Source organism: Bradyrhizobium sp. B117 (assembly GCF_038969555.1).
GTDB lineage: Bacteria > Pseudomonadota > Alphaproteobacteria > Rhizobiales > Xanthobacteraceae > Bradyrhizobium.
In genome coordinates this window covers 1,180,477-1,198,976 of sequence record NZ_CP152414.1, presented here as the reverse complement: position 1 = coordinate 1,198,976, position 18,500 = coordinate 1,180,477, and the positions used below count along the sequence as shown (strand labels likewise).

Sequence of the window (18,500 nt, the reverse complement as noted above, 5' to 3'; positions counted from 1 at the left end):
AGCCCATTCAGCCCCGTCATGTCAGACCCTCATCCTGAGGTGTCGCGTAGCGAGCCTCGAAGGATGTACGGCCGAGATGCAGCCGGGCCGTCGCCCTTCGAGGCTCGCCGAAGAGGCGAGCACCTCAGGGTGACGGGACTAGCAGGCTGAGCTTCAGCGGCAGGACAATCCCGCGTCGATCGTGGTCCAGAAGCCGCAATGGTCCGGCGCGCGCATGGGGGCGCCGGCGTGGGCTTCGAACAGGAAGACCGCGACGGTGAAGACGATCAGGGCGGAGGCGAAGAGAGTGATGCGATTGCGCATGAGGATTGCGTTTAATCGACATCGTGGTCGAATGATGGCGCCGTCACCTGTTGAAACTCGTACCGCGCGCGATCCGTAGATTCCCGGTCGGCCATCAGGCTCCGTGCAGGGCGGTGGTCGATGCGGGGCTGTCCGCCTCACCTTGTTCCTCGGGCGGCCCCGCTTACCGCGCCAGCCACTCCGCGACTTCCTTCTGCGACTCCGCGCGCGCCTCGGAATCCGTGCCGAGATGGCCATGCTCGGGTGCGGCGGCGTCGCCGCTAGCAGCGGCCGCGTGCAGCGGCGTGTTGGCGCGGTCGAAATCGTGATAGGCGCCGGGATAGACCACGATGCGCGCGAGCGCGCTGCGCCCGTGCGCGCCGTCCACCATCTGGCGGCAGGCCGGCGGCGAGGACACATCGTCATTGCCGCCGATCAGCACCAGGGTCGGCACCCGCGTGCTCCACCCCAGACCGGCGGAAATCCGGCAATCGGGATAGAACGCGATGGCGGCGCGGAAATCCGGGCTCGCGTCGCGCGCGCCGCCCTGCGGCCGCACCGCCCAGAGCAGCGCGCTGGCACCGTTGGCCCAGCCGATCAGGCTGACGCGGCTGCGCGCCACCCAGGTCTGCTTCATCAGCCAGGCGCGTGAGGCCGCGATGTCGGCGACTCGCTCGCGCCGCGCCTTGACGTGCATCTCCTTGACGCGGCATTGCGGGCCGAGCTCGCGCGAGCCATAGCTGTCGGGCAGGAGCACGGCATTGCCAGCCTTGAGCAGGTGCTCGGCCCAGTCGCGATAGCGCGGCAGCACCGGCTCTGAATGGTTGCCGAGGCCGCCGCAGCCATGCAGCGCGATCACGGTCGGGAACGGCCCCTCGCCTTCGGGCTTGTAGAGCTGCGCATGAAGCACGCCCGACGACAGCGGAATGTCGACCTGCTGCGGCGCCGGCGACGCATGAGCGGCCGGGATCAGCAGCATCAGGAACAGGGCGGTCAGTCGAAGGCGCATGGGTGTCTGCGTCACTATCCTTCGGCCCAGCACTATCACGCGGAAACGGCGGCAAAACATCACAAACCGGTGGGTTTAACGGGCGGACAAGCCGCCCTATCTATGCTACATCCCGTCCAACACATCGCCCTCCCGGGTTTTCCCCGGAGCGGCCCCCTCCACGGAGACTTTCGACCGTGCTGAACAAGTTCGGCCCCTCGGGCCATGGCGAAGCGCAGGTGCAGTATCTCGACGGCGATTTCCGCGTGATCTCGCCGGGGACCTTCGTGCGCTGCGCCATCACCGACACGCGCATTCCGCTCGACGAGCTGAAATACTGGAGCGTCGATTTGCAGGAAGCCTACGCCACGCCCGCTGCCGTCTTGCAGCGGCACTTTCCGGGCGCGCTGAAGCAGCCGTGAGCGTGATTTCATAGATCTCGTAGGGTGGGCAAAGGCGCGTAGCGCCGTGCCCACCATCTCTTCAAGATCACGACGAGCAACGTGGGCACGCTTCCGCCTTCGCTCTCCGAGCTTCGGCGGACAAGCCGCTTTGCCCACCCTACGATATCGAGATCGTGGCATCGTTCGGTTATTGCGGCTCGGGACCATCCATGCCCACGCAAGTCTTAATCGCACTCTTCCGTGCTTCGCCGACGATCTTCTGATCGATCGCCTGCTTCAGGCAATCGAGCCGCGCCTGCGCCATGCAGAGCTGCATCTGGTCGCGCTTCTCCTGCCCCTTAAAATTTTGCGTCGTCGCAAGACAGGTCACGCGCTTGGTAGCGGGAACCGGCACGGTGGCGGTCGGACTCGGCGCAGGCGCCGGCGCTTGCGCCAGCACCGGCGCAATGATCAGACACACAAGGCTCGCGGCAACGGCTGCGGACGGCAATCTCATCGAATTCTCCCGATCGTCCGACATCGATAGGCGCCGTGCGATGAATGTCACCTGAATGGCCGGCTGCCGCGGGATGGACAAAGCGAAGGCGCGATCTCGAGGCATGGCGATGAAAGTACCGGCGTCCCGACGGTATTCGCGAGCGCTCGAACCGCCCGTCTCACAGACAAATGACCTCATCATGCCGGTCTGCGTTGCATCGAACGGCGCGTGCACTCAATGGTGAGTCATTTCGCGCTGTAGTTGGATTCTTTGTTGCAATTCGGCGCGCTTAAGTTGTTTGACGAAGTCTTGGTGAAACACAGTGCTGCTAACATGCGTGTTAGGTAATTGGCCCTGTTGCTTTTATCGCGCAGACAATCAAGTCAACCAAAAGCCGTTGAGCATTGGAATTGGCGCAGTCTGTGAACGGGCTCATATCGAAGAGCCATCTGACGGGCTAGGATCACCTCGAAAATTTGCAGGTGGAATATCAGTCAATCGAATATCGCCCGATGGGGGTGATCATGCCCACCATATTGGACCTGCTCTATCGTGAATATTGCCGCGCCCGTCTCGCTGAGATGCGCAAGCAGCTTCTGATCGCAACCGAACGCTTCGAAGCTCTCGAAGCGAATTGTCTTCCTGCGGATCAGGCTGACGAGGATGGGACGAAGGCGCACCGCAAGACCGGCCGCAGTACGCCGCATTGAAGCGGCTCCAAGACCGCCGACAAGACCGCCGACAAGACCGGCGATCTCTCCCGCGTAGCAATGGCCAAGCAATTGGCTGCAGTTTGGGAGGAAGCGATGAATACACCCGAATGCTATACCTTCATGGTGGCCTGCGCCTCGTGCCTGACCATTATCGGAATGATAGCCGTTGGGGCGTGGTGAGCACGACCGAGTGCTTTACCGCGATGGCAGCCGTAACGGCTGTAGGGTGGGCAAAGCGAAGCGTGCCCACGACTCTCACTTTCAACCCGGATGGTTCTGATGATGGTGGGCACGCTGCGCTTTGCCCACCCTACGAGACTACGCGATCTACAATATCATCGCCTGGAAAACAGCCGCTCGCGCGCCTTGTAGAGGTGATCGCTGATCAGCTGCCGCAGCGTTGCCGGATCGTCGAAGGTGAGCTGCACGGCGAACGGCACGATGCCGCCTGGCACATCGCTGCGGCCGCGCAGGCGCGCGAGGTCCTTTTCCGTCGTCACCAGCGTGAGCTGCTCGCGCCGGGCGTCCGCCGCAAGCAGGACGAGCTCGTCGTGCGAAAACCTGTGGTGATCGGCAAACGGGCGCGTGCGCGCGACATCGATGCCGCTGGCGCGCAAGCTGCGGAAGAAGCGCTCGGGATCGCCGATGCCGGCGAAGGCGAAAACGGACTTGCCGGACAGCTGCGCGACCGAGGCCGTATCCGGCGTCAAGCGTGCGCGCAGCCTCGGCTTGCCGCGCCGTTCGAGCTCGGCCGCGACATCGTCCGCGGCATGGCCGTCGCCGATCAGCACCAGCGCATCGGTACGCGCGAGCTGCGCCTTGAGCGGCGCGCGCAAGGGGCCGGCCGGGAACACCTTGCCGTTGCCGAGGCCGCGCTCGCTGTCGATCACGATCAACGACGCATCCTTCTTCAGATGCGGGTTCTGGAAGCCGTCATCCATCAGGATCACGGTGGCGCCTTGCGACTTCGCCAGCGCGACGCCGTCGAGACGGCGGCGCGCGACCGCGACGGGGACGTCGCGCACCATCATCAGCGGCTCGTCGCCGATGTCGGCGGCCGTGTGATGCGCGCGATCGACCATCACCGGGCCCGTCAAACGCCCGCCATAGCCGCGGCTCAGCACCACCGGCGTTTCGCCGAGCTCGCGCAGCAGCTTCGTCAGCGCCAGCACGGTCGGCGTCTTGCCGGCGCCGCCGACATGGTAATTGCCGACGCAGATCACGGGGATGCCGGCGTCAAAGCCCTTGCGCGCCATGCGGCGTGCGGTGATGGCGCCGTAGAGCGCGCCCAATGGACTTAAGAGATGCGACTTCGGGGAACGTGGCCGGTACCAGAAGGCCGGCTCACGCATTGGCGGCTCCCATCTCGATCCGCAGCTGCAGCAGATAGGGCTCGAGCGCGCTCATGGTGCGGTCGAGCGCGCCGCCGAGCTGATCCACCACGCCGCTGCCGGCGCGCTGCATCTTGTCGCGCACGGTGGGATCGGCGAGGAGCTGGCCGAGCTGCTTGACCAGTGCTTCCTGCGTGTCGGTCTGGCGCGCGCCACCGCTCGCATCGAGCGCCTCGTAGACGTCGGCGAAGTTGAAGACGTGCGGGCCATGAACGATCGCGGCTCCCAGCTTGATCGCCTCGATCGGATTCTGGCCGCCATGGCGGATCAGCGATCCGCCCATGAAGACGATCGGCGAGAGCCGGTAGAACAGGCCGAGCTCGCCCATGGTGTCGGCGACATAGACGTCGGTCGCGGCGGTCGGCAGTTCCTCGCGCGAGCGCAAGGCGGGCTTCAGACCGGATGCCGTGATCACCCCCGCGATCGAGGAGCCGCGATCCGGATGGCGCGGCACGATCACGGTGAGAAGTTGCGGAAAGAAACCGACAAGGCTGCGATGGGCCGCGACCAGCATGTCGTCCTCGCCCGGATGGGTCGAGGCCGCAACGATGATGGGACGCCCGCGCGTCATCGCCATCAGCCGCTCCAGCCTCGCGGGATCGGCCGGCGGCGCGGGAACGTCGAGCTTGAGATTGCCTGTTGTGACGACGTCGCGGCCGCCGAGCGCGGAGAAACGCTCGGCATCGGTCCTCGACTGCGCGAGACAAATGTCGAAGCGCGACAGCAGCGCCGAGATGGTGCCGTGCATCCGCCGCCAGCGCGGGAAGGAGCGCGGCGACATCCGCCCGTTGATCAGCACCATCGGCACCCGGCGCGCCGCCCCCGCCAGGATCAGGTTCGGCCACAGATCGGATTCGATGAACAGCGCCAGCGACGGCTTCCAGTGGTCGAGGAAGCGCGCGACGTAGCGCGGCGAATCATAGGGCACGTATTGATGGATGACGTCGGGCGGAAAGCGCTTTGCGACGACGGCCGCAGAGGTCACGGTGCCCGAGGTGAGCAGGATGCGCAGGTTGAGGTCGCGCAGGCGCTCGATCAGCGCCGCCGCGGCCAGGACCTCGCCGACACTGGCGCCATGGATCCAGACCAGCGGGCCATGCGGACGGACGTCCTGGGACAGACCCCGCCGCTCGCCGACGCGGGCGGGATCCTCCTTGCCCTGCTTCAGCCGCCGCTTGATCAGCGCAGGCGCCAGCGGCACCAGGCCGCTCGCCAGGTGCTGATACATCCGCAGCGTCATCGGAAGCGAACTAGCCATCTGCGGGTCCCGGACGGCCGAGCTGCGCATAGGCGCGGCGGGTCGCCTCGTTCAGGGTTTCTTCCAGCTCGAGCCGCAGAGTTTCCATCATGGCCGCGTCGGCGTCCGGCGGAACGTGGATTTCCTTGATGCCGACCAATGCGCCCCGCCCGAATGGCAAATTGATGGTGCTGCGGTCCCAGTTCTTGAGCCGGATGAATCGGCTGGTCGCCATCGCGAAAGGCATGATCGGCCGCCCCGATTCCCGTGCCAGCATGATGATGCCGAGCCCGGCCACGCGCGCGCGCTTGGGGACATCGGCGGTCAGCGCGACATTACAACCGTCCTCAAGCGTGCGCACCATTTCCTTGAAGGCGCCGACGCCGCCCTTGCGGTGGAAGGCGCCGCCATGGTCGCCGGACCCCCTGATCGTGCCGATGCCGAGCCGTTCGGCGGCGATCGCGTTGTACTCGCCGTCGCGGTGCCGCGAGATCAGGACCCTGGCCTTGTAGGAGTCCTTGTTCTTGATGAACGGGGTGAGGAAATGCTGGCCGTGCCAGAACGCGAAGATCGCCGGGATCTGCGGCTCGACGATGTCATAGACGTCGGGCGGCTCGAACGTGAACGTGTTGGTCCGCCAGACAAAGCGCAGATATTCGGCCGCCAGGATCCCGACGGCACGCTGAAACCAGCTGCTTCGCAGCGTATTGCGAAGCAGTTTCTTCAACGCGCCGGCTTCGATTCTTGGGTAGGGTCGAGCAGCCGGTGGAGATGGACGATGAAATAGCGCATCTGCGCATTGTCGACCGTGCTCTGCGCCTTGGCCCGCCAGGCGGCGTGGGCAGTCGCGTAGTTCGGATAGAGGCCGACGATCTCGACGTCGTCCAGGTTCTTGAAGGTGTTGTGCTCGAGATCGACGAGCTCTCCGCCGATGACGAGATGCAGCAATTGTTGCGGGGCACTATCTGGCATGGGTTCTGTTCCTAACGGGCTGCCCGGCAAAGCAGTGACCGACAAGCACGACGAAAGCGCTTCAGGCTAAGGGGCGGTTTCGAAAATGCGCGACAATGCTCGCATGACGATCGCGACCCGCTGCCACCAGCACCCCGTGCGCCACTTCCCGGCGGTTATAGAGGATGGGATCTCCGGAGAGGTCGCTCATCCTACCATCCGCTTCCTGCACGATCAAATCGGCCGCCGCAAGGTCCCAATCATGGCTGTTGCCCCCCGCAAAAGCCGCATCCAGCGCGCCGTCGGCGACCCGGCACAGGCGTAGCGCGAGCGAGCCGATTCGCGGATGCAGCCTGATGTCGCCGCCGTCGGTATTGAGTCGCTCGACCATCGGCTTCGGGCCGGCGACGCGGGAGAAGTCGAGCGCCGATCCGCCCGCTGCCCGAACGGTCTTGCCGTTGAGCGTGGTGCCTTGGCCGCGGGCCGCGAAGAAGAACTCGTCGCTGGCCGGCGCGTACACCGCGGCCAGCACCGGTGCGGCATCCTCGACCAGCGCAACGCTGACGCACCATTCGTCATGGCCGTTGAGATAGTTGCGGGTGCCGTCGATGGGATCGACCACCCAGGTCAGCCGCCGCGACAGCCGCGTGGAATCGTCGGCACTCTCCTCCGACAGCCAGCCGTAGCCGGGAGTCGCTGAGCGCAGGCGCGCCTCAAGCAGGTCGTTGACGGCGATGTCGGCTTCCGAGACCGGCGAGGACGCGCCCTTGATCCACTTCTTCAGCTCGGTGCGGAACATCGAATGCGCAAGGCTGCCCGCCTCCCGCACCGTGTCTTTCAGCAGCGCCGCATCACGCGTCAGGATGGTTTCGAGGGAGTGCGCGTCAACGTCCGCCAAGCGTCAAACCCTCGATGCGCACCGTCGGCGCATTGATACCGTAGCGGAACTCCAGATTGTTGGCCGGCTGCATCGACTTGAAGATCTCGAACAGGTGGCCCGCGATCGTGACCTCGCTGACGGGATAGGTGATCTCGCCGTTCTCGATCCAGAAGCCGGAGGCGCCGCGGCTGTAATCGCCGGTGACGCCGTTGACGCCCGAGCCGATCAAATCGGTGACGTAGAAGCCCTGCTTGATGTCGGCGATCAGCTCGGCCGGGCTCGGCGTGCCGGGTTCGAGATGCAGATTGTACGGCCCCGGCGAGGGCGAGGATGACACGCCGCGATGGGCATGGCCGGTGGTGGTAAGGCCGAGCTCGCGCGCGGTGGCGCAGTCGAGCAGCCAGGTCGTCAGCACGCCCTCGTCGACCAGCGCGGTCCGCTTCACTGCGACGCCTTCGGCATCGAAGCTCTGCGAGCGCAGGCCGCGCTTGCGCAGGGGATCGTCGACAATGCGGATGTTCTTTGCGAACAGCTGCTGGCCGAGCTTGTCCTTCAGGAAGCTGGTCTTGCGCGCGATCGAGGCGCCGTTGATGGCGCCGACGAGATGGCCGACCAGCGAGCCCGCAACGCGCGGGTCGAACACGACGGGCACCTTGCAGGTCTCGACCTTGCGCGGATTGAAGCGCGCCACCGTGCGCTCGCCGGCGGAACGGCCGACGACCTCCGGGGACAACAGATCCGAGGCATGCGGCGCCGAGGTGAAGTCGTAGTCGCGCTCCATGCCGGTGCCTTCGCCTGATATGGCGGTGGCCGAGATGCCCTGGCTGGAGCGCAAATAAGAGCCGTGGAAGCCGGTCGAGGTGACGAGCACCATGCCGCCCATGCCTGCGGAGGCCGAGGCACCGCCCGACTTGGTCACGCCCTTCACGGCGAGCGCAGCGGCTTCAGCCGCGAGCGCGCGGCGCTCGAGCTCCGAGGTTGCGGGCACATCGGGATCGAGCAGATCGAGCTCGGGGAAATCGCGCGCAAGCAGCGCGGGATCGGCGAGACCGACATATTTGTCCGATGGTGCGACCTTCGCCATCGCGACCGCGCGTTCCGCGAGCTTGGTCACGGCGTCGCCGCTGACGTCGTTGGTCGAGACCACCGCCTGGCGCTGGCCGACAAGGACGCGCAGCCCGACATCGTCGCCCTCGGACCGCTCGGATTCCTCGACGCGGCCGTCGCGCACCTCGACGCCCTGCGAGACGCCGCGCACCGCGACCGCATCGGCCGCATCCGCGCCGGCGCGCCTCGCCGCCTCCACCAGCCGCTGTGCGAGATCGGACAGCGCGGACTGGTCGAACAGATCGCGATTGGCTTTTGAAGAGCCTTGTGAAGAGCCCTGGGGCGAAAGCGTCGAGCTTGGTGAAGGGTTCACAAACGAAATCCTGTTGGGGGCGCGGGAGGTTTCGGGGCGACCGGCGCCCTGACCACCAGATGTGCCCAAATGGTGCGGACTTCAAGCACTTTCAGCCTGCAAAAGGCTCAGATTCGCACGGCCAAAGCAACGTCTCGTCAATCATGCGCGCCAAGGTCTTGTCAATCATGCGCGGCGGTGAGGTTGGATTAACCAGCCTTTTTAAGCGGTTTCGGAAATGGCCGCGCTAAGGTCCTCGCATCGACCGGGAACATAATCCCGGCGGGGAGAATGAAAGCCGTGAGGCGTCAAACAGCAACATGCGGGGTCGCTCCCGCCGGGTCGAGCCGCTCCTTGCGGCTCGACCCTCTTTCCCTTCCGGTCCGCTTCGATGCGCACGATCCGCGCGCCGACGGACACACCAGGCAGATCGAGCTTCATCGCGAACGAGTCGTGCTGCGCCGTGCCGTCCGCGGCATGCAGATGGCGATCAACGTGCGCGTCAGCGACTTCGTGGGCGTCGCGCTGCGCGGCAATGACGAGGCGCAGGCGCTCGTCCTCGTGCATCGCGATCCCTCGCTCTCCGTTCCGCTGCTGGTCAGCGCCGATGGCGAAGAACTCAACGAGGCCTGGGCGATCTGGAGCGAGCTCTTCGCGCTGCCGCAGCTAGACGAAGGCGCGCGCAAGCCCGCAGCCCGCCGTCGCCGCGCCAACGCGATCCGCACCCGCCGTCCGAAATTTTTGATGCGTCGCCGTACCGGTATCGCGCGCGAACTGCCGGTTCATCACGGCGAACGCGAGATCATCGCGCGGAATTGAACGGCCATCACAGGTGCCGTAGGTGGGCAAAGCGAAAGCGTGCCCACCTCTTCCATCGAATTGAGAAAGATCGTGGGCACGGCGCAAGGGCGCCTTTGCCCACCCTACGAGACCTACGCCGCCCTCATGACGGCGTCGGCCAGCAATCCCGCGAACAGCAGCAGGCCCGCATCGCGGTTCGACTTGAACAGGCGTAGGCACAGCGCCGGATCGTGGATATTCAGCCGCGCGATCTGAAAGGCGAGATGCGCCGCAAAGGCCATAAGCCCGAGCCATGCCGGCCAGCGCACATCGCCTGATGCCAGTGCGACACCGATCAGCACCACCGCGAGACCGTAGAACAGGATCAAGGCCTGGTGGGTGTGCGCGCCGAACAGTCGCGCAGTGGATTTGACGCCGATCAGCGCGTCGTCCTCGGCATCCTGATGCGCATAGATCGTGTCGTAGCCGATCACCCAGGCGATCGACCCGGCATAGAGCACCAGCGCGGTGACATCGATGCGTCCGAAGGTGACGGCAAAGCCCATCAGCGCGCCCCAGGAGAAGGCGAGCCCGAGAAAGACCTGCGGCCACCAGGTGACGCGCTTCATGAAGGGATAGACGGCGACGACCACGAGCGAGGCGATGCCGGTCACGACGGCAAAGCGGTTGAACTGGAGCAGCACGACGAGGCCGACCAGCGCCAGCGCGACCAGGAAGGCCAGCGCCTGCTTCACGGTGATTTGTCCCGCGGGCAGCGGCCGCGAGCGGGTGCGCTCGACCCTGGCGTCGAGGTCGCGATCGGTGATGTCGTTCCAGGCGCAGCCTGCCCCGCGCATCGCAAAGGCGCCAATGAAGAACAGCACAATGGTGAGCGGCAGGCGGCGGATGTCGTGCGCCATGCCGCTCGCGAGCGCCGCCGACCACCAGCACGGCATCAACAAGAGCCAGGAGCCGATCGGACGATCGAAGCGGGACAGGCGCAAGTAAGGCCGCGCCCATTGCGGCGCGAGCGTATCGACCCAGTTGCCGGTGGAATCGGCAACACGGGCGGATGTGTCGCTCATCGGGTGAGGACGTTGCCGTTGAGCGTGTCGAAGGTGCTGCCGCCCTTCTTGCCGGCATTGGCTTCAGGCGCCGAGCCCGACCCCAGCACCTCGCTCAGCGACGGGCCGGCCGGACCGCGCGGCTGGTTCTGCATCTGCTGCGCAACGTTACAGACCTTCGTCGCCATGGCCTCGGTGTTCTTGTGGCCATCCTTCATCTGCGCGCCGACCTGCGGCGGGATTCCGCACTTCGCCGCGTTGGTCTCGATGTACTTGATCATCTTCGTTTCGGCCTGGCTGAAATTGCGAATCAGCTTGCAGGCCTCGTCCGGCTGAGCGTGACGGTCGCTCGCGGCCTTGATCAACTTGCCGCGCTTCTCGGCCTCCTCGCGCAGAGGAATGAAGGCCTTCATGCAGTCCTCGCCGGGACCGGCCTGCGTCGGCGGAGCGGCGCTGAAGGCGCCGGCGCCGCCGACGGGCGCAGCGCCATTCACGGGAAACGAGGATTGCGGTGCCGCGCCGACAGAGGCGGTCGGGGCCGAGCCATTCACGGGCGGAAAGGCCGAGCTGCTGGCGGCCTGGTTCGGCAGCGGCGCCGGGAAGGCGCTTTGCGCATAGGCGCCCGCGGCGCCCAGGCTGACCATGGCGGCAGTGATCGGAACCATCAAATGACGGATCATCAAGATAGTCTCTCCGGCAGGAGCTTACGGGGTTCGGCGTCTTCCCAATTGAAGCGCAACCAGCGTGCTCGCGTTTTTACGATTCCCGCCGGCCCTTAACAACCCGTCGAATAGGGCAAGAGCGCGGCGTCGGGACGCACCAATTTGGCGATATTTACCCCCGAAAGTGCTGCTTTCGGTTAAGAACGCCGGCAAATCGGACCTTTGGACCATGCCCTCCCACGATTTCCGCGCCCCCCGCCTGTTCGTCGACGCTCCCCTCGCCCAGGACGCCAAGGTCGCGCTCGACCGCGACCAGAGCAATTACCTCGGCAATGTGCTGCGGCTGGCCGCCGGGGCCGAGGTTTTGGCCTTCAACGGCCGCGACGGCGAGTGGCAGGCCGCCATCGAGGGCCGCAAGCGGCCGGATGGGCTGGTGATCTTACAGCAGACCCGACCCCAGGACCGGCTGGCCGACCTCGCTTACGTCTTCGCCCCGCTCAAGCATGCCCGGCTCGACTACATGGTCCAGAAGGCCATCGAGATGGGGGCCGCGACGCTGCAACCGGTCCTGACCCGGTTCAGCCAGGCCTCCCGGGTCAATACCGAGCGGATGCACGCCAATGTCGTCGAGGCGGCCGAGCAATGCGGCATCCTCAGCATCGCCACCGTCGCCGAGCCGGTGCCGCTGGAGCGCTACCTGAGCCAGCGCCCCGCCGACCGGCTGCTGATCTTTTGCGACGAGGCGGCAGATGTCCAAAATTCCGTCCAGAGCCTGCAAAACGCGCGGGAGGCCGCGGGCCAGGGGATCGACGTGCTGATCGGCCCCGAAGGCGGCTTTGCCGAGGAAGAGCGGGCATTGCTGCTGCGGCAGCCCAAGATCCTCCGGCTGGCCCTGGGCCCCCGGATCATGCGGGCGGACACCGCCGCCGTGGCGGCGCTGGCGCTGGTGCAGGCGGTGCTGGGCGATTGGGGCGGCGGCGGGGACTAGCACCTGATGCGCTGAAGTCGAAGTGAGTTGCGGCCGCCAGCCTATTCCCCTCGCAGCGACCGGTGCAGGGTCTCGGACGGCAGTTCTCCGAATGCTGCCCTGTAGCTCGCCGCGAACTCGCTGAGATGCCAGAAACCATGCGCAATCGCGCAGGACTTCACACTGCGCGCTGCCGGGCCGACACGCAGCTGCTTGCGCACCGACCAAAGGCGCAAGACCCGGCTGTAGCGATTCGGGCTCATGCCGCAGATGGCCAGCGTCGCACTCTGGAGAGTCCGCACAGACACGCCCATCTGCTCTGCCAGTTCGGTGGTCTTGGGCCAGATCATCAGATTGCGCCGGATCGACTCTTCCATGTCCACGACGATCCGCCGATAGCGATTCGTCAAGGATGGGACAGGCGCACTGTTCACGCCGGTCCGGATTGCGGCATCGATGGCGCCGAATAGCGATTGCTCGACGACGCCTCGCGAGGCTGGCTCGTCCGGGAAATCTGGATCATAGGCTGCGGTTTCAAGCGTCGCGGAGATCAAGCCGCGCAGAGCGGCGAGCATGCAAGGTGCCGTATTCAGCAGGTGATAGCCGTCGCTTAGTTGTGCCCAAGATTCGCGCCCGGGCGGACTGAAATACGCAACACCTATCAGGCGCCCCGCGGGCTCATAGACCAGGCAGTCGGACACCCCCTTTAGAATCACGATCGAGCTGCCAATCGTCTGCCCGTTGATCCGAGTCGCGGTCACATGATCCATCGGAACCACCACGGCGACGGCATGGGCCAGGTCATAACCGCGAATGATCCGCGGGAAGGTCCTCACCAGCGAGAGGGTCATGTTTGGCAGGCTGAGCCTGGCGCGCATGATGGCACTTGTCCCGGCAGACAACGGCATGCTGGATGCGCCGGCATATCGCTCGGTTTCGCCGAAATGATCGAAGTCGTACGATTGAAGCTCGAGGGCTGAGGATGGCCGCAGCCCCTGGAACGACAGCACCCCGTTCGCCGCTACTTTTTGCGCTCCGTCGCGAGCGATGTTGAGACGGCTTCGATCCATATCCTACCGCTTATTTCGCCTTCCTCGTGGATGCAGCGCCCTTGCGGACGCGCAGATCGTCCGGCCCGTTGATGCCGGCGCGCTTGAGATCGCGAAGCAGCTTGGTCAGGAACAACATATTGGTCTTCTGCAGTTCGTGATTGTTTCCAAACCTGAAAGCGTTCTGCTCGGTCACGATGAGCCCGGCCTTGGTCTCGGCGAGAATCTTTCGCCTCTTAAGTCCTGTCACGCGACGGCGAACTGTCTCGAGCGGCAGGCTGAGGAAGCGAGAGAGCGCCGCCCGCGACACACCTTGCTTGATCGCATCAGGCTCGACCGCATGAATGCTGGAGAAGCTCTCGTCCAGCGACGGGTCGTTCATCACATTGATGACGTTCGCGTTGAGAATTGCATGAACGATCAGAAGGTCCAGCGGATCGAACTCGTCGTAATGCCGGAACATCTCGCTGATCGAGAACAGCATATAGGCCAACGTATGCCGCGAGACCGCCCGGATAACATCTGGAGCATTGCGCATGAATCGGAAACCAATGTTCACACTGTAAACGAAGGCGGCAGCAAACGGTTGACCCGTCATACCCAAAATGAGTATGCGACGACTTGCCCACCGCGCTCAAGTTCTCAATGTGACGTCGAGCCCTGCGGTTGCTGCAGGGAGTCGCTTGCGGCGGACGAAATCAGCGACCAGCAATGAGACTGTCGCTCGGGTGCGGCGGCGCGAGGAACTCCGACTCATCAAGGGGTTTCTCGGCATAAGGGACCCGGGCCAAAAGGCGCAGAATTCTCAAGCTGACCGAGCAGTTCGCAGATCACGCTGCGCTCGAAGCAGCAGTACTTGGCTTCGCTTCCACCGATGACGTGTGCATAGACGTCCCTGGCCAAACCAAGTGAAAGCCACACCTCGCGCTTCCGAGGTATTAAAATACCTGAAGCACTTTCCGCGAGATTGCGGCCTCCCCGCTCCAAAGCCGTTAAGGGATTGATCCATTGGAGGTCGAAACCGCTTTCGGGCCATGCTAAGGGCTGCGCCAATTCGCCTCCCCTTGCCCTGCCCGGTTCTACCGGGACGATGGACCCTGAGATGACCGCGACTGCCACCTCAAATGCTGCCGGCTCCGCCGCCTGGGCGGATACGCTGCTCTTGTCGTTCGCGCAGGCCGGCTATGTCAGGGCCGAGCCGGCGATCCTGCAACCGGCCGAGCCGTTCCTGGATCTGTCCGGCGAGGACATCCGCAAGAGCCTGTACCTGACCACGGACCTCTCCGGCGAGGAGCTCTGCCTGCGCCCGGACCTCACCATTCCGGTCGCCCGCGACTACCTCGCATCTAGCCGCGCCGGCCAGCCGGCCGGATTCAGCTATCTCGGTCCGGTGTTCCGCTACCGCAGCGGCCAGGCCAGCGAATTCCTCCAGGCCGGCATCGAATCATTCGGCCGCCAGGACCGCGCCGCGGCCGATGCCGAGATGCTGGCGCTGGCGCTGGAAGCGACCAGCGCCTTCGGCGTCCGCGACGTCGAGATCCGCACCGGCGACGTCGCGCTGTTCAATGCGCTGCTCGACGCGCTGAATCTTTTTCCGGTCTGGCGCCGCCGCCTGGTCAAGGATTTCAACCGCAAGATCAGTCTGGAGAAAGATCTGGAGAAGCTGGCGGCCGCGGCCACCGCGACCCGCAGCGAATATGAGGGCGTGCTCGCCGCACTCGCCGGCTCCGACCGCAAGGCGGCGCTGGCCTTCGTCACCGATCTGATGTCGATCGCCGGCACCACCAATGTCGGCGGCCGCACCACGGCGGAGATCGCCGACCGTTTCCTGGAGCAATCCACGCTGAAGGGCGGCGCGCTGCCGCGCGAGGCGATCGCCGTGCTCAAGCGCTTCCTGTCGATATCAGGCAATCCGGACGACGCCATCGCCGCGCTGCGCGCGCTCACGCTTGATGCGAAGCTCGATCTGGCTGCCGCAATCGACCAGTTCGAGAGTCGGGTCGGCTTCATGGCGGCGCGCGGCATCGACGTGAAGCAGACACGCTTCTCGACCGCGTTCGGGCGCGGCCTCGACTATTACACCGGCTTCGAATTCGAGCTGCATCACCGCGGCAACGGCGCCGAGCCGCTGGTCGCCGGCGGCCGCTATGACGGGCTGATGACCCAGCTTGGATCGGCCGAGCCGATCCCCGCGGTCGGGTTCTCGGTCTGGATCGATGCGCTGAGCCGGATCGGCCGCAAGGTGGGAGCTTAAGTCATGAGCGCGCCGTTCGTTCTGGCCGTTCCCTCCAAGGGCCGCCTGCAGGAAAACACCGAGGCGTTCTTCGCCCGCGCCGGGCTCAAGCTGTCGAAGGCCGGCGGCGCCCGCGATTATCGCGGCACCATTGCGGGCCTCGACAATGTCGAGGTCGCCTACCTCTCGGCCAGCGAGATCGCCGCACAGCTGTCGCGCGGCTTCGCGCATCTCGGCGTCACCGGCGAGGACCTGGTACGCGAGAACATCGCGGACGCCGACAAGCGCGTGTCGCTGATCGAAGGGCTTGGCTTCGGCTATGCCGACGTCGTCGTCGCGGTGCCGCAGGCGTGGATCGACGTGCGCACCATGGCCGACCTCGACGACGTCACCACCGGCTTCCGCGAGCAGCATCACATGCGGATGCGGGTTGCGACCAAGTTCATCAACCTCACCCGCGCCTTCTTCCAGAACCACGGCATCACCGACTACCGCATCGTCGAAAGCGCGGGCGCGACCGAAGGCGCGCCGGCGGCGGGCAGCGCCGAACTGATCGTGGACATCACCACCACCGGCGCGACGCTTGCCGCCAACGGCTTGCGGGTTCTCGATGACGGCATGATCCTGCGCAGCCAGGCCAATCTTGTGGCGTCGAAAGACGCCGACTGGTCGCCGCAGGCGCGCGAGACCGCGCGCGTCATCCTCGATCACATCGCCGCAAGAGCGCGGGCCAACAAATACCGCGAGGTTCGGACCCGCTTCCGCCAGTGCGACGACGCCCTGCTCGGCGAGGCCCACAGTCGGTTCGGCGTCGAAGCCCCGTTCGGCGGCCCGACCTCGTCAGGTATGCTGACGCTGCACTGCCCGCCGGGCCAGCTCTATGCGCTCGCGAGCTTCCTGCGCGAGCATGGCGCCGAGACCGTCTCGGTGGTCTCGCTCGACTATGTGTTCGACCGGGAAAACCCGCTGTTCGCCAGGCTCGAGGCGTTCCTGCGGCAGTGAGCCCCAGGTCCGTTCAGCGTAGCGACAGCAAACGGCAGCTACCATATGCTGCTCCGATGACCTTGAACGCCTCTGGAACCTTGATCGATGACGCTGGGCTCTGATGTTTCCGCCCTGACGACCACCGCAGCGAATGCCGCTGCAAAAGGGCTGTCGATTGTCGTCCCCGTCTATAACGAGGCGGCGGGCCTTTCCGCCCTGCACCAGCGCATCTGCGATCTCTCCAGGACCCTGCGGCAGCGCTATCGCCTGTCCTGCGAGGTCGTCTATGTCGACGACGGCAGCGCGGATGCGACGCTGTCGATCGCACGCAGCCTGCCGGCCGATGCGATCGACATCCAGGTGGTGTCGCTGTCGCGCAATTTCGGCAAGGAGGCGGCGCTGATGGCCGGCCTCGACCACGCCCGGCTCGGCGCCGTGATGTTCATGGACGGCGACGGCCAGCACCCCCCTGCTCTCGTCGAGCAGCTGGTGCGGCACTGGATCGATGACGGCTACGACGTCGTCTATACCGCCAAGGCGCATCGCGACAACGAGACCTTCCTGCGCCGGCTCGCCGTGCATGGCTTCTACGCGCTGATCAACTGGGGCGCACGCCAGAAGATCCCGGAGGACGCCGGCGACTTCCGCCTGCTCTCGCCGCGCGCGGTCACGGCGCTGCGGCAGCTGCCGGAGCGCAACCGCTTCTTCAAGGGCCTCGCCAGCTGGATCGGCTTCCGCCAGATCCGCGTCGATTACGAGCCGGCGCCGCGTGCCCATGGCGTCACCACCTTCAACGCCGCGCGACTGCTCGGTCTCTCCATCGAGGGCCTGACCTCGTTCTCGGTGGCGCCGCTGCGCTTCGCCAGCCTGCTCGGCGTCATCCTCGCCGGCATCGCCTTTCTGTTTGGCCTCTCGATCCTCTGGGAGGTGTTCACGACGGGCAAGCAGGTCCCCGGCTATCCCTCGCTCGTGGTCGGCCTGATGACGATCGGCGGCGTGCAGCTGATCATGATCGGCATCGTCGGCGAATATATCGGCAAGATCCTCTCCGAGCTGAAGGCGCGCCCGATCTACTTCGTCGCCGAGCATAGCGAAAAGCATTTCGAGGCCGATGAAGCCGCCAAGAGGACCGCGGCCGAATGAGCGCGGCCGCGAGCCTGCGGCGGATCTGGCTCTGCGCCGACGATTACGGCATCAGCCCCGGCGTCAACCGCGCCATCCGCGACCTGATCGAACGCGGCCGTCTCAACGCAACCTCGGTGATGATGGTCGGTCCCGCGATCGAGCGCGGCGAGGTCGAGGCGCTCCAGGCCTCGGTGAAGGCGAGCCCGCGCTGCGCGATCGGACTGCACGTGACGCTGTCGGCGCCGTTCCGGCCGCTGACCATGCATTTCCGCCCGCTCGACGGCGACATGTTCATGCCATTTCCAAAGCTGCTGCGAGCTGGCCTTGCGCGCCGGCTCGACCGCGAATTCTTTCGCAACGAGGTGAAGGCGCAGCTGATGGCCTTCGTGGAAGCGTTCGGCCGCGCGCCGGACTTCGTCGACGGCCACCAGCATGTGCAACTCTTTCCGCAAGTGCGCGACGGCTTTGTCGATGCCGTCAGCGAGGGCGCGCCGAACGCCTGGGTGCGCCAGGGCGGCCGCGACCTGCCGCTTGTCCAGCGCCTCGCATCGCCAAAGGCCATGGTGCTCGACATCCTCAGCGCGCAATTCCGCCGCCGCGCCGCCAGCGCCGGCCTCAGCTTCAATCCGGGTTTTGCCGGCGCCTATGATTTCACGCGCGCCGCCGATTTCGGCGCGTTGATGGGGCAATTCCTTCAGGGCCTGCCCGACGGCGGCCTCGTGATGTGCCATCCCGGCTTCGTCGATGACGTCCTCACCGGCCTCGATCCGATGACCGACGTTCGCGAGCGCGAGCACGCGTATCTTGCCGGCGATGCCTTTGCGCGCCTGCTGGCGGACAGCGGCGTCACGCTGGGATGAACCCCGGCCAAAACAAGCCACGGGTCAGCTTGTCGCATAACGAAATTTAATAT

At 65.5% G+C, this 18,500-nt stretch carries 21 protein-coding genes; 8 read left to right on the top strand and 13 right to left on the bottom strand.

Annotated features, from left to right (window positions below):
• Positions 1-153 precede the first annotated feature (153 nt).
• Both AAFG16_RS05795 and AAFG16_RS05790 read right to left on the bottom strand, forming a co-directional pair.
• Positions 154-303, bottom strand: coding sequence for a hypothetical protein (locus tag AAFG16_RS05795; protein ID WP_167336549.1), 150 nt, complete (start codon positions 301-303; stop codon positions 154-156).
• A gap of 163 nt (positions 304-466) precedes the next feature.
• The gene (locus AAFG16_RS05790) at positions 467-1,291 is read right to left on the bottom strand and encodes a dienelactone hydrolase family protein (RefSeq protein WP_283083915.1); all 825 of its coding nucleotides are present in this window, start codon (positions 1,289-1,291) and stop codon (positions 467-469) included.
• Between the two features lie 176 nt (positions 1,292-1,467).
• Here AAFG16_RS05790 and AAFG16_RS05785 point away from each other — a divergent pair, with 176 nt between their 5' ends.
• On the top strand, positions 1,468-1,692 hold the full coding sequence (locus AAFG16_RS05785; protein ID WP_027563082.1) for a DUF2093 domain-containing protein: 225 nt from the start codon (positions 1,468-1,470) through the stop codon (positions 1,690-1,692).
• 169 nt (positions 1,693-1,861) lie between these two features.
• Here AAFG16_RS05785 and AAFG16_RS05780 read toward each other — a convergent pair whose 3' ends face one another.
• Positions 1,862-2,170, bottom strand: a complete 309-nt coding sequence (locus AAFG16_RS05780; RefSeq protein ID WP_342737970.1) for a hypothetical protein — start codon at positions 2,168-2,170, stop codon at positions 1,862-1,864.
• Positions 2,171-2,634: 464 nt separating this feature from the next.
• Here AAFG16_RS05780 and AAFG16_RS05775 point away from each other — a divergent pair, with 464 nt between their 5' ends.
• A complete protein-coding gene (locus AAFG16_RS05775; RefSeq protein ID WP_342737968.1) occupies positions 2,635-2,862 on the top strand; it encodes a hypothetical protein in 228 nt (75 codons plus the stop codon).
• 338 nt (positions 2,863-3,200) lie between these two features.
• Here the strand turns inward: AAFG16_RS05775 and lpxK are convergent, their stop codons facing one another.
• The 6 genes from lpxK to AAFG16_RS05745 all read right to left on the bottom strand — a co-directional run bounded on the left by lpxK (position 3,201) and on the right by AAFG16_RS05745 (position 8,744).
• Positions 3,201-4,217 carry a tetraacyldisaccharide 4'-kinase gene (lpxK, locus tag AAFG16_RS05770; protein ID WP_342737966.1) on the bottom strand — a complete coding sequence of 339 codons (1,017 nt, stop codon included), beginning with the start codon at positions 4,215-4,217 and terminating at the stop codon, positions 3,201-3,203.
• Positions 4,210-5,544 (bottom strand): 3-deoxy-D-manno-octulosonic acid transferase, encoded by a 1,335-nt coding sequence (locus tag AAFG16_RS05765; protein ID WP_342737964.1) that lies wholly within the window; start codon positions 5,542-5,544, stop codon positions 4,210-4,212. The genes lpxK and AAFG16_RS05765 overlap by 8 nt, the downstream gene beginning before the upstream one ends.
• The gene (locus AAFG16_RS05760) at positions 5,507-6,220 is read right to left on the bottom strand and encodes a lysophospholipid acyltransferase family protein (RefSeq protein ID WP_283083911.1); all 714 of its coding nucleotides are present in this window, start codon (positions 6,218-6,220) and stop codon (positions 5,507-5,509) included. The genes AAFG16_RS05765 and AAFG16_RS05760 overlap by 38 nt, the downstream gene beginning before the upstream one ends.
• Complete coding sequence (locus AAFG16_RS05755) at positions 6,217-6,465, bottom strand: DUF4170 domain-containing protein (RefSeq protein WP_283083910.1); 249 nt, start codon at positions 6,463-6,465, stop codon at positions 6,217-6,219. The genes AAFG16_RS05760 and AAFG16_RS05755 overlap by 4 nt, the downstream gene beginning before the upstream one ends.
• A gap of 61 nt (positions 6,466-6,526) precedes the next feature.
• The gene (locus AAFG16_RS05750; RefSeq protein WP_342737962.1) at positions 6,527-7,342 is read right to left on the bottom strand and encodes a 3'(2'),5'-bisphosphate nucleotidase CysQ; all 816 of its coding nucleotides are present in this window, start codon (positions 7,340-7,342) and stop codon (positions 6,527-6,529) included.
• On the bottom strand, positions 7,329-8,744 hold the full coding sequence (locus tag AAFG16_RS05745) for a TldD/PmbA family protein (protein ID WP_342737960.1): 1,416 nt from the start codon (positions 8,742-8,744) through the stop codon (positions 7,329-7,331). The genes AAFG16_RS05750 and AAFG16_RS05745 overlap by 14 nt, the downstream gene beginning before the upstream one ends.
• A 279-nt stretch (positions 8,745-9,023) precedes the next feature.
• Between AAFG16_RS05745 and AAFG16_RS05740 the strand changes: the two genes are divergently transcribed.
• Positions 9,024-9,542: a DUF6101 family protein gene (locus AAFG16_RS05740; RefSeq protein WP_283083907.1), complete on the top strand. Its 519-nt coding sequence runs from the start codon at positions 9,024-9,026 to the stop codon at positions 9,540-9,542.
• A 113-nt stretch (positions 9,543-9,655) separates the two neighbouring features.
• Here the strand turns inward: AAFG16_RS05740 and ubiA are convergent, their stop codons facing one another.
• A complete protein-coding gene (ubiA, locus tag AAFG16_RS05735) occupies positions 9,656-10,588 on the bottom strand; it encodes a 4-hydroxybenzoate octaprenyltransferase (protein WP_342737958.1) in 933 nt (310 codons plus the stop codon).
• Positions 10,585-11,247, bottom strand: a complete 663-nt coding sequence (locus AAFG16_RS05730; RefSeq protein WP_283086814.1) for a hypothetical protein — start codon at positions 11,245-11,247, stop codon at positions 10,585-10,587. Before AAFG16_RS05730 ends, ubiA begins: the two co-directional genes overlap by 4 nt.
• A gap of 211 nt (positions 11,248-11,458) precedes the next feature.
• On the opposite strand from AAFG16_RS05730, the gene AAFG16_RS05725 reads away from it, so the two are divergent.
• Positions 11,459-12,217 carry a 16S rRNA (uracil(1498)-N(3))-methyltransferase gene (locus AAFG16_RS05725; protein ID WP_342737956.1) on the top strand — a complete coding sequence of 253 codons (759 nt, stop codon included), beginning with the start codon at positions 11,459-11,461 and terminating at the stop codon, positions 12,215-12,217.
• A 41-nt stretch (positions 12,218-12,258) separates the two neighbouring features.
• On the opposite strand, the gene AAFG16_RS05720 is transcribed toward AAFG16_RS05725, so the two are convergent.
• A complete protein-coding gene (locus AAFG16_RS05720; protein WP_342737954.1) occupies positions 12,259-13,266 on the bottom strand; it encodes a helix-turn-helix domain-containing protein in 1,008 nt (335 codons plus the stop codon).
• A 10-nt stretch (positions 13,267-13,276) separates the two neighbouring features.
• A complete protein-coding gene (locus AAFG16_RS05715) occupies positions 13,277-13,783 on the bottom strand; it encodes a hypothetical protein (RefSeq protein WP_342737952.1) in 507 nt (168 codons plus the stop codon).
• Positions 13,784-14,347: 564 nt separating this feature from the next.
• Here AAFG16_RS05715 and AAFG16_RS05710 point away from each other — a divergent pair.
• From AAFG16_RS05710 to AAFG16_RS05695, 4 genes are all read left to right on the top strand, one after another.
• Positions 14,348-15,499: an ATP phosphoribosyltransferase regulatory subunit gene (locus tag AAFG16_RS05710; RefSeq protein WP_342737950.1), complete on the top strand. Its 1,152-nt coding sequence runs from the start codon at positions 14,348-14,350 to the stop codon at positions 15,497-15,499.
• 3 nt (positions 15,500-15,502) lie between these two features.
• Positions 15,503-16,480 carry an ATP phosphoribosyltransferase gene (gene hisG, locus AAFG16_RS05705; RefSeq protein WP_342737949.1) on the top strand — a complete coding sequence of 326 codons (978 nt, stop codon included), beginning with the start codon at positions 15,503-15,505 and terminating at the stop codon, positions 16,478-16,480.
• An 87-nt stretch (positions 16,481-16,567) separates the two neighbouring features.
• Complete coding sequence (locus AAFG16_RS05700) at positions 16,568-17,605, top strand: glycosyltransferase family 2 protein (RefSeq protein WP_342737947.1); 1,038 nt, start codon at positions 16,568-16,570, stop codon at positions 17,603-17,605.
• A complete protein-coding gene (locus AAFG16_RS05695; RefSeq protein ID WP_342737945.1) occupies positions 17,602-18,447 on the top strand; it encodes a ChbG/HpnK family deacetylase in 846 nt (281 codons plus the stop codon). The genes AAFG16_RS05700 and AAFG16_RS05695 overlap by 4 nt, the downstream gene beginning before the upstream one ends.
• The last annotated feature ends 53 nt before the right edge of the window (positions 18,448-18,500 follow it).

Excerpts from the sequence above, each read along its gene's own strand:
- AAFG16_RS05795 (WP_167336549.1), bottom strand. The coding sequence starts at position 303 with ATGCGCAATCGCATCACTCTCTTCGCCTCCGCCCTGATCGTCTTCACC.
- AAFG16_RS05790 (WP_283083915.1), bottom strand. The coding sequence starts at position 1,291 with ATGCGCCTTCGACTGACCGCCCTGTTCCTGATGCTGCTGATCCCGGCC.
- AAFG16_RS05700 (WP_342737947.1), top strand. The coding sequence starts at position 16,568 with ATGACGCTGGGCTCTGATGTTTCCGCCCTGACGACCACCGCAGCGAAT.
- AAFG16_RS05715 (WP_342737952.1), bottom strand. The coding sequence starts at position 13,783 with ATGCGCAATGCTCCAGATGTTATCCGGGCGGTCTCGCGGCATACGTTG.
- AAFG16_RS05765 (WP_342737964.1), bottom strand. The coding sequence starts at position 5,544 with ATGCGCAGCTCGGCCGTCCGGGACCCGCAGATGGCTAGTTCGCTTCCG.
- ubiA (WP_342737958.1), bottom strand. The coding sequence starts at position 10,588 with ATGAGCGACACATCCGCCCGTGTTGCCGATTCCACCGGCAACTGGGTC.
- AAFG16_RS05710 (WP_342737950.1), top strand. The coding sequence starts at position 14,348 with ATGACCGCGACTGCCACCTCAAATGCTGCCGGCTCCGCCGCCTGGGCG.
- AAFG16_RS05695 (WP_342737945.1), top strand. The coding sequence starts at position 17,602 with ATGAGCGCGGCCGCGAGCCTGCGGCGGATCTGGCTCTGCGCCGACGAT.
- AAFG16_RS05725 (WP_342737956.1), top strand. The coding sequence starts at position 11,459 with ATGCCCTCCCACGATTTCCGCGCCCCCCGCCTGTTCGTCGACGCTCCC.
- hisG (WP_342737949.1), top strand. The coding sequence starts at position 15,503 with ATGAGCGCGCCGTTCGTTCTGGCCGTTCCCTCCAAGGGCCGCCTGCAG.
- AAFG16_RS05720 (WP_342737954.1), bottom strand. The coding sequence starts at position 13,266 with ATGGATCGAAGCCGTCTCAACATCGCTCGCGACGGAGCGCAAAAAGTA.
- lpxK (WP_342737966.1), bottom strand. The coding sequence starts at position 4,217 with ATGCGTGAGCCGGCCTTCTGGTACCGGCCACGTTCCCCGAAGTCGCAT.
- AAFG16_RS05755 (WP_283083910.1), bottom strand. The coding sequence starts at position 6,465 with ATGCCAGATAGTGCCCCGCAACAATTGCTGCATCTCGTCATCGGCGGA.
- AAFG16_RS05730 (WP_283086814.1), bottom strand. The coding sequence starts at position 11,247 with ATGATCCGTCATTTGATGGTTCCGATCACTGCCGCCATGGTCAGCCTG.
- AAFG16_RS05780 (WP_342737970.1), bottom strand. The coding sequence starts at position 2,170 with ATGAGATTGCCGTCCGCAGCCGTTGCCGCGAGCCTTGTGTGTCTGATC.